We start from the raw sequence: 12,291 nt of genomic DNA, 5'->3' as shown, positions 1-12,291 counted from the left end.
ATTCAGTGAGAATACGCCTTAACGGGGCTGTGAATATCATGACAAACTGTTTCGCGGCGACTCCAAACGTGTGCTGTCGCCATGGAACTGCCAGATCAATGCCGCATTTCCCGCCTCATTCGGCACATATCGGCGGGGCATATCTGTAACGGAGCCATCCCCAAAGCATGAAGAAAACTAACCAGACTGCGCTTGTCGCGGTAACGATCGCGGCTGGCCTGATGGCCGGCGCCTCATCCGCCTCCTCCGCCGCCGCGCAGTGCGGCCGCGCTTCCTGGTATGCGCTGCATTCCAGAACCGCCTCAGGGGAACGCATGAACCCCTCGGCACTGACTGCAGCCCATCGCTCCTTGCCCTTCGGCACCAAGCTTCGGGTCACCAACAAGAACAACGGCCGCAGCGTCGTCGTGCGCATCAACGATCGCGGTCCGTTCGTGAAGGGACGCATGCTCGATCTCTCCCGCGGCGCCGCCGGCCAGCTGGGCTTCATCGGTTCGGGCCATACCGCCGTCTGTATGGCGCGCGTCTGAGCCGCCTTTTTTTGATGCATGTCGTCATCCAAAGCGCTGCCCACTTCAGGGCGATGCATTGGTCGTGTCCGGCATGAGGGGCCGGACACATATCCTTCACATTTCGGCAGCGCACATTGAGCCGGCTCGCCCGCTTAGGTCCGGTTTTCAACAGGTTGAACGAAAGATGCATTCGTCAGACAAAATGACGTATTGCATCGCAACAATATCTTGCTAACCTCGCCAGGAGACATTCAAGGCTCGGCGCAGTTCGTCGTCCTTTTGGTCGTCGGACGGCAGCGGGGTTCGCGATGTTCTACCAGCTCTACGAAATGAACCATGCGGCGCTGCAGCCGGCCCGCTTCTATGCCGACGCGGTGCGGCTCTTCTACTCCAACCCGCTCAATCCGGTTTCCCACACCCCCTTCGGCCGCTCGGTCGCGGCGACCGCGGAGCTCTTCGAGCGAACCACCCGTCGCTACGGCAAGCCGCAGTTCGGCCTGGACAAGGCCGTGGTCGACTGGAAAAGCGTCGACGTCACCGAAAAGACGGTCTGGTCGAAGCCCTTCTGCGACCTGATCCGCTTCGAGCGCGCGCTGCCCGCCGGCCGCAAGCCCGATCCGAAGCTTTTGATCGTGGCGCCGATGTCGGGCCATTACGCGACGCTGCTGCGCGGCACAGTCGAGGCGATGCTGCCCCATGCCGACGTGCACATCACCGACTGGGTCGATGCCCGCATGGTACCGGCGGCGCAAGGAAGCTTCGATCTCGACGACTATATCGACTACATCATCGAGATGTTCCACGCGCTCGGCCCCGACACGCATGTGATGGCCGTATGCCAGCCCTCCGTGCCGGTGCTGGCGGCGGTGGCGCTGATGGAAAAGCGCGGCGATCCCTTCGTGCCCTCCACCATGACGCTGATGGGCGGACCGGTCGACACGCGCCGCAACCCGACCGCGGTCAATCTTCTGGCCAAGGAAAAGGGCGTCGACTGGTTCCGCGAAAATGTCATCATGCCGGCGCCATGGCCGGTGCCGGGCTTCGGCCGCCCGGTCTATCCCGGCTTCCTGCAGCTCTCGGGCTTCATGAGCATGAACCTCGACCGCCACATCATCGCGCACAAGGACTTCTTCATGCACCTTGTGAAGCATGACGGCGACAGCGCCGAAAAGCACCGCGACTTCTACGACGAATATCTGGCGGTGATGGACCTGACGGCGGAATTCTACCTGCAGACGGTCGACACCGTGTTCGTGCGCCACGCTCTGCCGAAGGGCGAGATGACGCATCGCGGCGAGCCGGTCGATCCGAAGGCGATCCGCAACGTCGCGCTTTTGACCATCGAGGGCGAGAACGACGACATTTCCGGCCTCGGCCAGACCCAGGCCGCGCATGATTTGTGCGTCAACATCCCGGCCGACAGGCAGGCGCACTACATGCAGCCGGCCGTCGGCCATTACGGCGTCTTCAACGGCTCGCGCTTCCGCTCGGAGATCGTGCCGCGCATCGTCGACTTCATTTCCAGCTATGGCCGCCAGCACCGCGTGGCGGCGAAGCCGAAACTGGTCCGTTCCGCCAAAAGCTGAACTCCGGAGCCCGGCATCAGCCTAGCCGCCAGCTGGCGGCCGGCGGTGTTGCACCCGCGCTTCTGTTGCGAAAGTGCCGCTACGGGATCGCGCAGGTAACCATGCCGCCAAACTGACCGTCGTCTCCAATTGACACGGACTGTAAATCGCCCTTAACGTTTCGTTAATAAAGAACAGGGCGGGGGCAATGACTTCCTCAGCGATGACGCGGATTCTGCGCTTGTGCGCAGCCGCAGGACTGGCGATCTCTGCGCATTGGGCGGTGCCGGCCTGGGCGGCTGGCGCGATGGCCACGGGCGGCCTGACCTCGCAACCGATCGGCCACTATGATTTCTGCAAATCGCATCCGAGCGAATGCAACATCCGCCCGGTCAATCTCGGGCCGGCCACCATGACGGACGGGCTGTGGCGCAGGCTGGTCAGCGTCAGCGCCAAGGTCAACGCCGCCGTCAAGCCGTTGAGCGATCTCGATCACTACGGCAAGGACGAAGTTTGGGCCTATCCGGACGACGGCTATGGCGACTGCGAGGACTATGTGCTGGAAAAGCGCCGCCAGCTCTACCGCCTGGGCATGTCGCTGGCCGACCTTTTGATCACCGTCGTGCGCAAGCCGGACGGCGAAGGCCATTCGGTGCTGACGGTGCGCACCGACAAGGGCGACTATGTGCTCGACAACCTGACCGACAAGGTCAAAGCCTGGGACGCGACCGGCTACCGCTTCCTCAAGCGGCAGGCGATCGACAACACCGGGCGCTGGGTCTCGATCCGCGACGGCCAGCCTGTGCTTGTGGGCTCGGTGCAGTAGGCAGAGCTGAGGGCCCTACCTCGGTTTCGTCATTCTAGAGCGAAGCAAGGAGCGCAGCGACGCAGCGCAAGCCCTAGATCACGAAGAGAGGGCTTCGCTCTCTCGAAAATATTATTCCGCATCTCTCCATGAACCTTTCGCGTCCGGTCGGCGACACATAGCCGTGGACGACAAACCCAACCATGGAGAATTTCAATGACTGCTTTCCTGCGAAACACCTTGCTTGCCGCCATCGCGGTGTCGGCCTTGACCGGATCGGCCCTGGCGGACGAGACCACCAAAAGCTGTGCCAAGACCAATCTCAACGATCTGTGGAGCGGCCGTTGCTGCAGCGTCAGCTCCGCGAACTGCCTTGGCGGCGGAAATGGCCGCGATCATCAGGGCCATCAAGGCAAGGAGGGCCGGGGCAGCACCAATGGCGGCAGCGCCAACGGCACCGGCAAGCTCTGATCTCAAGACTTCAGACAGAGTCGAATCAAGCGCCAGCGGACATGGCGATCCGCTGGCGCCAGACGCCTGAATTATTAACGCCGATCAAGAGCCGCACGGATCGATGCGCTGAGGCGGCGCAGCTCCGCCTCATCGAGCCTCTCGATGCTCTCGGCGAGCAGATTGGCCAGTTCGGTCGCCGCCGGCGACAGGCCGGACGTGTCGATCCTGACCCTGGGATGCGAGCTTTCCGCGAGCCGGGCGAGATCCTCGGCATCGTCCCAGATGATGTTGAAATAGCCGATGATCTTCTGGATCAGCGTCCAGGTCGGCGCGCCACGGCGGCCGTGCTCGAGCGCCGACAGATAGGCGGCACTGACGCCGATGGCCTCGGCCATCGCCTTCTGGCTGACGCCGCGCTCGGCGCGCAGCGCCCTGAGCTTCTCGCCGAACGGGGTCATGTCGGCTGGCTCATTGCCGAATCCTCATGACCGTATCCGCCGCAGCCGCACATAGAGCGCGCCCGAGCCGCCATGATTGCGGGCGGCATGGTCGTGGCTGGAGACGAGGTGCCGGAAAGCGGGCGTCGACAGCCAGGCCGGCACGGCGCGGCGCAATATGCCGTCGCCGCCCGAGGACGACCCCTTGCCGGTGATGATCAGCACGTAACGGATTCCGCCGGCATGCGCGCGGTTGAGGAAGGTGAGCAGCAGCGAATAGGCCTCGTCCTGCGTCATGCCGTGCAGGTCGACGCGGCCTTCGATCGGCAGCCGGCCTTTTTTCAGCTTGTGCAGCGTCTGGTCGTCGAGCGAATGCGCCACATGCGGCGCCTTCGGCTTGGCGGCCACGGCCGCTACGCCATTGGCGGCAGGCCGGGGCGTCTCAGGCTTGGGCTCGACGATGTCGGGGATCTCGACGGCCGTTTTGCCCTTCAGCGGCCGGGCAGAGCGCGCCACCAGGTTCCACAGGATGCGGTCGTCGTCGCTGAGATGATCGTCGCGGCGGCTCACCGGGTCGCTCCATGCAGAAGCGCACGCGGCACCAGCGCATAGAAATCGGCCGCGTTGCGGACCACGCCGGCGATCTCGCCGGCAGCGTCGCCTGAGCCGGCGAAGAGGTCGCCGCGCGCCGGACCGGTGATGGCCGAGCCGGTGTCCTGCGCGATCATCAGCCGCCGGAACGGTTTTTCGTCAAAGGCGGTGAGCGTCGGCGCGTCGATATAGAAGGGCGTGCCTAATGTGTGCAGCAGGCGGTCGACCGCGACCGAGCGACCCGGCGTCAGCGGCACCTTGGCGGCGGCGATGGGCCCAAGCGCCGCGTCGTCGACCGCGGCTTCGCGGAAGAAAATGTAGGAGCGGTTCCGCCACAGGATCTCGTCGACCCGGTCGGGATGTGCCTTGAACCAGGCTCGGATCGATTGCATCGTTACCTTTTCCAGCGGGATCTCGCCGAGATCGCTCAAGACCTTGCCGGGGCCGGTGAAGCGCTGGCCCGATTTCGCGGCGTAAGTGACGCGGCAGAGCCTGCCGTCGGTCATTTTCAGACGTGCCGCGCCCTGCACGTGGATGAAGAAGGCGTCGACCTTCTCGGCGAGCCAGGCGATTTCGAGGTTCCGGCCGGCGAGCGCGCCGCGCTCGATTTCGCCGCGATCGAAATATTCGACCGGAACACCATCGGTCCGGCGGGCGAAGGCCAGATAGGCATCCATGCCGGCCGGCCGGTTGCCGTCGTCGATTTCGATCAGGTCGGCGGGGCGCGACAGCAGCGGCACGGTGAATCGCCCGGTCCTGACCGGCGAGGCTTCGACCTCGGGCTCGTAGAAGCCGGTGACGAGACCCGCGCCGTTTTCGGGCTTGACCAGCATCGGCACGAAATGCCGTTCGAAGAAGGATCGCGCCTCGGACCTGCTCGGCGCCGAAACGGCACGCGCCTCGGCATAGGCATCGGCAAAAGCATTGAAATCGACGCCGAGCGATCCGGTGCGGTAAGATTTTATCGGCGCGTGGAAGGCCGAGCGGCGAAACGCGGCGAAGGCCGCAGCATGGTCATCTTCGCCCCAGCCCGGAAGGTCGCTGAAGGATTTTATGCCGAATGCGGAAGAGAGCGGCACGACTGGGGCCCCGCCGCTTGATCTCAATCTTCTTCTTCGGTGGCGACAAGCTTCCAATTCGGGTCGCGCGAGCGGGTGTCGCGGGCGAAGGTCCAGACATCCTTGACCTCGGCCACCGTTTCAGGGTCGCCGTCGATGACGGCGCCGGCCTTGTCGCGGGTCGCCGAGATCAGCTCGGAGACGACGCGCAGCGTGATATGCGCTTCCGAGCCCTTCATTTCGGCGGCGACGATGTCGGCCTTGTCGATGCCGACGAAGGAGGATTGGATCTTCTCCGATTTGGCCTCGCGGTCGCCGATCGCGGCGACGAAACCATCATAGACTTCGCGCGACAAAAGGTTCTTCAGCGTCTTACGGTCGCCGTCGGCATAGGCCATGACGATCATCTCATAGGCCATCTTGGCGCCGTCGACGAAGCCCTTCGGCTCGAAGGACGCATCATTGTCTTTGATGGAGCGCAGGCCCTTGTTGAGATCGGTGTCGGGTTTGGCAAAGGCGTCGATGTCGGCATAAATCTCGGGCGCAGTTTCGCCCGGCGCGCGCTTGCGCGGCAGCGACACCACATTTTCAGGCTTTTGCGCCGCATCGGCCTCGCGCGTGCGGCTCGCTGAATAAGGATCGAAGGGCGGGCGCTCGTTTCCGGTGCGACGTCCAAGCACGTTGCGCAGCTGGAAAAAGATCACAACCGCCGCAATCAGAAAGAAAATCGTGCCGAAGTCGAAGAAACCCATAATTTCCGCCAACTCGATCCCTGTCCGTGCCGGACCGGCGTAACCCCTGGGGACCGCGGTCGCATAGCGTTCAACACCCAAAGCATATAGAACGGCAGGCGCAATCATTCAAATCAAAGGCAGCCATACCTATCTAAAGGCGCCAAGGCCAGCGGCGATTGTCCGTCAGCGCCGCAAAAGAAGAAAGCGATCGGTCAAGACTTGCGCATCTCGTTAATCCCGCTGTTCCTGCTCCTGCTGCCGCTTCTGGAGATCGCCGGCTTCGTCGTCGTCGGCCGCGAGATCGGGGCTTTGGCTACGGTCGGGCTGGTCATCCTTTCCAGCGTCGCGGGCAGCCTGCTGCTGAGGCTTCAGGGTTTTGGCGTCATGGCGCGGGTGCGGGCGGAAATGGACGCCGGGCGCGACCCCAGCCGCCAGCTCGCGCATGGGGCGATGATCGTGCTGGCGGCGATCCTTCTGATCATTCCGGGCTTCATCACCGACATCTTCGCCATTCTTCTCTTGTTGCCGCCGGTGCGCGACTTCGCCTGGCGCCTGCTGAAGAACCGCATCGTTATGGCGACCAGCTTTAGCCGCGGCTTTTCGGCGCGCCGCCGCAACAATGTCATCGACCTCGACGACAGCGACTATTCGCGCGACGATTATCCAGACCGGCCGGACCACAATTCGCCCTGGCGGCGGCTGAAGAACGATTAAGCGGCCAAAACGTCTACCGGTTCGTCCTTGGGCGGAGCGGGAACCGAGCGTACCGCGCAGCCCACAGGATCCTGTAACTTCCGAGTGTTGCCGCGGTGCAAATTCTGCTCCGCCGCATTGCACGGCTCAGGTCACGGAATGGATTCCAGGGTCTCCGCGACGCCGCTTCGCGGCTGCTCCGCCCTGGAATGACGAGGTTGGGAGGCTCCTGCCAATCCCCGCCGTTCGCGCTGTCCTGTTCCTTCCGCCGATGAGGGCGGCAAAACTTGTTTTGTCCGGCCGAGCATGGTAGCGAACCCGCGATTTCAATCCGGTCAGCAATGCTGCCCAGGCAAAAGGACTTAAAGGCTCATGGCCAGCAACGATGACGCCGCGACCGGCGCCGCCAACGGCAACGGCACCCAAAACCAGCCCTCGCTCAATGTGCTTGCGCAATATGTGAAGGACCTATCCTTCGAAAGCCCCGGCGCCCCGAATTCGCTGCGCGGCCGCGACAAGGCTCCGGGCATCGCAATCAATGTCAACGTCAACGCCAACCCGCTCTCGGACAAGCAGTTCGACGTCAATTTGACGCTGAACGCCAAGGCCTCCTTCGACCAGGAAGTGCTGTTCAATGTCGAGCTGGTCTATGGCGGCGTCTTCGCCATCAGCGGCTTTCCGCAGGAGCACATGCTGCCGCTGCTGTTCATCGAATGTCCGCGGCTTCTGTTCCCCTTCGCCCGCCAGATCGTCGCCGACGCCACCCGCAATGGCGGCTTCCCGCCGCTGATGCTCGATCCGATCGATTTCGCGCAGATGTTCCAGCAACGCATCGCCGAGGACCAGGCTGCGGCTGGCAAGGTCCAGGTGAGCTGAGGCTAACCGGCGCTACACCCTATCGAAAGCCTGGCTTAGCGCCGGGCTTTTTTTTCGCTGCTTGCTCCGCCCTGAAATGAGGCCGGGGACCATGGCCATGGCCAATCTCGAAGGTTGACGGCTGATCGCTGGGCCTGATCAACAAAAAACCCCGGACAAAACGATGGCCGGGGTTTTTTCGTCTTAGCAGTTCAGGAGCCGTCTATTCCGCCGGCGATGGTTTCTTGCGGAAAATCGATGCCAGATTGTCCCACAACTCGATCTTGGCGCCCTGGCGCTTCATGATCACGCCCTGCTGCAGGATCGACAGCGTGTTGTTCCAGGCCCAGTAGATCACGAGGCCTGCCGGGAAGCTGCCCATCATGAAGGTGAAGATCACCGGCATCCAGGTGAATATCGCCGCCTGCGTCGGGTCCGGCGGCGCCGGGTTCATGCGCATCTGCAGGAACATGGTGATGCCCATGACCACCGCCCAGGCGCCCATATGCGGCAGGAAGGCGGGCGCCGCGAACGGCAGCAGGCCGAACAGGTTGAAGATCGATGTCGGATCCGGCGCCGCGAGGTCGTGGATCCAGCCGAAGAACGGCGCATGCCGCATCTCGATGGTGATGTAGAGCACCTTGTAGAGCGAGAAGAAGACCGGGATCTGCAGCGCCACCGGCCAGCAGCCGGCCAGCGGATTGATCTTCTCGGTCTTGTAGAGCTCCATCATCGCCTGCTGCTGCTTCATCTTGTCGTCCGCGTATTTCTCGCGGATCTCAACCATCTTCGGCTGCACCTTCTTCATGTTCGCCATCGAGGCATAGGACTTGTTGGCGAGGGGGAAGAAGATGGCCTTGACGACGACGGTGGTGGCGAGGATCGCCAGCCCGAAATTGCCGAAGAATTTGTAGAGCGTGTCGATGAGCCAGAACATCGGCTTGGTGATGAAATAGAACCAGCCCCAGTCGATCAAAAGGTCGAACTGGCGGATCTGCCGGTCCTTGGCATAGGCGTTGATGGTCGAGACTTCCTTGGCGCCGGCGAAGATCTCGGATTCGACCGTCGTCGACTGGCCGGGCGCGATGCTGATTGCGTCGGACAGGTAGTCGGACTGGTAGCTGTGGCTGTGCGGCCCGTCCTTGAACTCGAAATAGGAGAATTTCGGCTGGAAGGGCTGCTTCTCCGTCGGGATGAGCGTCACGGCCCAGTATTTGTCGGTGATGCCGAGCCAGCCATTGGTCGACTTGCTGGGCGTGTATTCCTTGTCCTTCTCGATCTTGGCGTATTTGTATTCCTGCAGCCCCTCGCTGCCGGTCACGCCGATCAGGCCTTCATGCAGCACATAGGTGCTGGCGACGGCCGGCTTGTCGAAACGGGTGACGCGCCCGTAATTGTACAGCGAGACGGCGGCCGTTCCCGAATTCTGCACCGTGTCGGAAACGGTGAACATGTATTCGTTGTCGATCGAGATGGTGCGCTTGAACGTCAGGCCCTTGTCGTTGGTGAAGGTCAGCGTCACCGGCGTCGAGGGCGTCAGCGTCGGATTGCCGTCGACGCTCCACACCGTATCCGCGCCGGGCACAATGCCGGTGGTGTCGTTGCCGACGAAGCCGATCTCGGCGAAATAGCCATTGGGCAGCGACGACGGGTTGAGCAGCTCGATCTCGGGCGAGTTCTTGTCGACCGTCTCGGTGTAGTGCTTGAGCCTCAGGTCGTCGAGGCGCGCGCCGGTCAGGTTGATCGAGCCCTCGAGGCTGGGCGTGTCGATCTTGACGCGCTTGGTGGCGGCAATCGCCTGGTCGCGGCTGGCCGCGGTCACGCTATCGCTGCCGGGCGCGCTGGGGATGGCGCCGGCGGTCGGGGCCGGCGTTCCGGCCGCGCCTGGATTGGTGCCCTGCGCTTCCTTCTTCTGCGCCTCGACGCGCTGTTGCTCGACGCGGGCCTGCTCGCGCTGCTGCTCCATGCGCGGGTTCATGTAGAACACCTGCCAGAGCGTCAGGATCAGCACCGACAGCGCGATGGTGATGAAGAAATTGCGGTTGTTTTCCATCGAAGCCCTTGGCCTATCGTGTTCCGCGCAGCCGGCGGGAGAGCTCGGCCTTCAACTGGCCGAACGGAATGGCAAGCACGTCTTCACGCCCGACGATGACATAGTCATTGCCGGGCGCCATGTCATCGGCGGCATGAACGCGCACGGCTTCCCTCAGCCGCCGCCGGACGCGGTTGCGCACCACGGCGTTGCCGACCTTCTTGGTGACTGTGTAGCCGACGCGCGGCGCAAGGTCATCGCCGCGGTCGAGAACTTCAACGAGAAAAAGCCGCCCGCGGCGTTTCTCGCCGCCGCGCACAGCCAAGAAATCCGCGCGTTTCAGAAGCCGCCCGGGAGTTTTCCCCTGTGGCTTGCCGGGTGCGGGCAACGATCTCGTCTTTCGTTCAGGCGCTGAGCCGCTTGCGGCCGCGGTTGCGGCGGGCGGCAACGACGCCACGGCCACCCTTGGTTGCCATGCGGGCACGGAAACCATGCCGGCGCTTACGGACGAGCTTGGACGGTTGGTAGGTACGCTTCATTTGTTTTAATACCGCGGGGTGCGGCCCTTCTTGATTCTGTCACTTTGTAACAGGAGCTTTGCCGGGCCGGCCTAGGCGCGATCGAAACCGCGCCGGGACGAATGGCCCGAGCGTGAGCGGGCTTATAGAAAGAAGGTCTTTGGAAGTCAATCCGCCCCGCCGCGAGGCATTTTTCGCGGAGCCGACGATGAAATTGGCAAAAAAGCCGCAAATCGCATAATCTTGGCCGATCAAGCCTTTGTGAATGCGCGTCAATGACGAGTGAAACTCTGCCCACGAACGAAAAGGCACAGCCGGCGGCGGCGAATTCGTCGCGCCGGGTGCCGTTGTCGCGCGGTCTGTCGACCAAGCTGCTTTTACTCACCATCGCCTTCGTGCTGCTGGCTGAAATCCTGATCTTCCTGCCCTGGATCGCCAGCTACCGGGTCAACTGGCTGAAGGAGCGCCTGAGCACAGCCGCCGCGGTGTCGATCGTGCTGTTGCAGGGCGAGCCCAACTCGCTGTCGCACAACGCCCAGAACGATGTGCTGATGGCGATCGGCGCCAAGGCGATCGCCGTGCGTGACGGCGGCGTCTCACGGCTTCTGGTGGTCGCCGACATGCCGCCACAGGTCGACGCGCACATCGATATAGCCAATGTCGGCCTGATCAACGGCATGACCGGCGCGCTCGACACGCTGTTCTTCGGCGGCAAGCGCATGCTGCGCGTCTTCGGCCCGGTCGGCGACAGCGACAAGGAATTCGAACTGATCATGCCGGACTACCGTTTGCGCGACGCTATGCTCCGATACTCGCGCAACGTCGCCGTCGTATCGCTGCTCATTTCACTGTTCACCGCCATGCTGGTCTATGCGGCGATCGACCTGATCATGATCGGGCCGATCCGCACCATGACGCGTTCGATCCTGGCCTTCTCCGAGGCGCCTGACGATCCCGGCCGCGTCATCCGCCCCGCCGACCGTGCTGACGAGATCGGGGTCGCCGAGCGCGAGCTGTCGCAGATGCAGGACCGGCTGCAGAAGATGCTGTCGGAGCAGAAGCATCTCGCGGATCTCGGCCTGGCCGTCTCCAAGATAAACCACGACATGCGCAACATCCTGGCGTCCGCGCAGCTGATGTCGGATCGCCTGCGCCAGGTGAAGGACCCGACCGTGCAGGCCTTCGCGCCGAAGCTTCTGCGCGCCCTCGACCGCGCCGTCTCCTATTCCGAAGGTGTGCTTCACTATGGCCGCACGCAGGAGCCTGCGCCGTCGCGCCGCCGCGTGCGGCTGCGCCAGCTGGTCGACGACGTGCACGGCCTGCTCGACATCGAGGAGGGCATCGAGTTCATCAACGCCATCGAGCATGCCTTCGAGGTCGATGCCGATTCCGACCAGCTGTTCCGGGTGCTCACCAATCTCTGCCGCAACTCCGTGCAGGCGATGGCCGCCGACACCGAAAGCGCGGTGGTGCGCCGGCTGGCGGTCGCGGCCGAGCGCCAGGGCAGCGTCAGCCGCATCACCGTCACCGACACCGGACCCGGCCTGCCGCCCAAGGCGCGCGAGAACCTGTTCGCCGCCTTCCGCGGCTCGGCGCGCAGCGGCGGCACCGGGCTTGGCCTGGCGATCGCGCACGAGCTGATCCGCGCTCATGGCGGCACGGTTGAATTGGTCGAATCGATCGGCGGCCGCACCGTCTTCGCCGTCACCATTCCCGACCAGCCGGTGCGGCTCGACCAGGCGCGCAACGGCCTGCGCCGCCCGGCTTGAGCCCACCACCGCCTGCGGAGCCGCTTGTCGGGAGCGGCGCGCCTCGATCGGCATCGGCAAAACGACCTGCGACAAAACTTTTGCCGGATCGGCTTGCTTTTCGCAAATTCAGTCGTTAGGGAACACTCCACATCGCGGCCGGCCTTCTCGACCGGATCGCGGGGCCTGTGTCATGCACGGCCTGTTGCGCGCCCGTAGCTCAGCTGGATAGAGCACCAGACTACGAATCTGGGGGTCAGGAGTTCGAATCTCTTCGGGCGCGCCATTCC

Annotated in this window: 14 protein-coding genes and 1 tRNA gene; 8 read left to right on the top strand and 7 right to left on the bottom strand. The window is 63.4% G+C overall.

Annotation, left to right across the window (positions count from 1 at the left end):
* The first annotated feature begins 167 nt into the window (after window positions 1-167).
* The 4 genes from LB526_RS22110 (at window position 168) to LB526_RS22095 (ending at window position 3,353) form a co-directional block, all read left to right on the top strand.
* The gene (locus LB526_RS22110) at window positions 168-530 is read left to right on the top strand and encodes a septal ring lytic transglycosylase RlpA family protein (RefSeq protein ID WP_095767965.1); all 363 of its coding nucleotides are present in this window, start codon (window positions 168-170) and stop codon (window positions 528-530) included.
* Between the two features lie 290 nt (window positions 531-820).
* Window positions 821-2,098 (top strand): polyhydroxyalkanoate depolymerase, encoded by a 1,278-nt coding sequence (locus LB526_RS22105; RefSeq protein ID WP_224629841.1) that lies wholly within the window; start codon window positions 821-823, stop codon window positions 2,096-2,098.
* 187 nt (window positions 2,099-2,285) lie between these two features.
* On the top strand, window positions 2,286-2,903 hold the full coding sequence (locus LB526_RS22100) for a transglutaminase-like cysteine peptidase (protein WP_095767963.1): 618 nt from the start codon (window positions 2,286-2,288) through the stop codon (window positions 2,901-2,903).
* A gap of 195 nt (window positions 2,904-3,098) precedes the next feature.
* Window positions 3,099-3,353 carry a hypothetical protein gene (locus tag LB526_RS22095; RefSeq protein WP_224526073.1) on the top strand — a complete coding sequence of 85 codons (255 nt, stop codon included), beginning with the start codon at window positions 3,099-3,101 and terminating at the stop codon, window positions 3,351-3,353.
* A 74-nt stretch (window positions 3,354-3,427) separates the two neighbouring features.
* Here LB526_RS22095 and LB526_RS22090 read toward each other — a convergent pair whose 3' ends face one another.
* The 4 genes from LB526_RS22090 to LB526_RS22075 are packed head-to-tail and all read right to left on the bottom strand — an operon-like array spanning window position 3,428 to window position 6,173.
* The gene (locus LB526_RS22090) at window positions 3,428-3,793 is read right to left on the bottom strand and encodes a helix-turn-helix domain-containing protein (protein WP_224629840.1); all 366 of its coding nucleotides are present in this window, start codon (window positions 3,791-3,793) and stop codon (window positions 3,428-3,430) included.
* Between the two features lie 24 nt (window positions 3,794-3,817).
* Window positions 3,818-4,342 carry a Smr/MutS family protein gene (locus tag LB526_RS22085; protein WP_140847517.1) on the bottom strand — a complete coding sequence of 175 codons (525 nt, stop codon included), beginning with the start codon at window positions 4,340-4,342 and terminating at the stop codon, window positions 3,818-3,820.
* Window positions 4,339-5,442, bottom strand: coding sequence for a murein transglycosylase A (locus LB526_RS22080; protein WP_224629839.1), 1,104 nt, complete (start codon window positions 5,440-5,442; stop codon window positions 4,339-4,341). Before LB526_RS22080 ends, LB526_RS22085 begins: the two co-directional genes overlap by 4 nt.
* A gap of 23 nt (window positions 5,443-5,465) precedes the next feature.
* A complete protein-coding gene (locus tag LB526_RS22075) occupies window positions 5,466-6,173 on the bottom strand; it encodes a Tim44/TimA family putative adaptor protein (RefSeq protein WP_095767958.1) in 708 nt (235 codons plus the stop codon).
* Between the two features lie 201 nt (window positions 6,174-6,374).
* Here LB526_RS22075 and LB526_RS22070 point away from each other — a divergent pair, with 201 nt between their 5' ends.
* A complete protein-coding gene (locus LB526_RS22070; protein WP_224629838.1) occupies window positions 6,375-6,869 on the top strand; it encodes an FxsA family protein in 495 nt (164 codons plus the stop codon).
* 351 nt (window positions 6,870-7,220) lie between these two features.
* Window positions 7,221-7,724 (top strand): protein-export chaperone SecB, encoded by a 504-nt coding sequence (secB, locus tag LB526_RS22065; protein WP_095767956.1) that lies wholly within the window; start codon window positions 7,221-7,223, stop codon window positions 7,722-7,724.
* 202 nt (window positions 7,725-7,926) lie between these two features.
* Here the strand turns inward: secB and yidC are convergent, their stop codons facing one another.
* Genes yidC through rpmH form a run of 3 tightly spaced genes read right to left on the bottom strand, consistent with a single transcriptional unit; the run spans window position 7,927 to window position 10,274 of the window.
* Entirely contained in the window at window positions 7,927-9,756 is a 1,830-nt protein-coding gene (yidC, locus tag LB526_RS22060; RefSeq protein WP_224629837.1) for a membrane protein insertase YidC, read from the bottom strand.
* 13 nt (window positions 9,757-9,769) lie between these two features.
* Complete coding sequence (gene rnpA, locus LB526_RS22055; protein ID WP_095767954.1) at window positions 9,770-10,123, bottom strand: ribonuclease P protein component; 354 nt, start codon at window positions 10,121-10,123, stop codon at window positions 9,770-9,772.
* Between the two features lie 16 nt (window positions 10,124-10,139).
* Window positions 10,140-10,274, bottom strand: a complete 135-nt coding sequence (rpmH, locus tag LB526_RS22050) for a 50S ribosomal protein L34 (RefSeq protein WP_008833937.1) — start codon at window positions 10,272-10,274, stop codon at window positions 10,140-10,142.
* A 254-nt stretch (window positions 10,275-10,528) separates the two neighbouring features.
* Between rpmH and LB526_RS22045 the strand changes: the two genes are divergently transcribed.
* Together LB526_RS22045 and LB526_RS22040 are read left to right on the top strand one after the other, a co-directional pair.
* A complete protein-coding gene (locus tag LB526_RS22045; protein WP_095767953.1) occupies window positions 10,529-12,022 on the top strand; it encodes a sensor histidine kinase in 1,494 nt (497 codons plus the stop codon).
* A 188-nt stretch (window positions 12,023-12,210) separates the two neighbouring features.
* Window positions 12,211-12,287: transfer RNA gene (locus tag LB526_RS22040), tRNA-Arg, on the top strand.
* The last annotated feature ends 4 nt before the right edge of the window (window positions 12,288-12,291 follow it).

This window comes from Mesorhizobium sp. CA6 (assembly GCF_020165035.1).
Taxonomy (GTDB): Bacteria; Pseudomonadota; Alphaproteobacteria; order Rhizobiales; family Rhizobiaceae; genus Mesorhizobium.
This window is presented reverse-complemented; position numbering and strand designations above follow the sequence as displayed.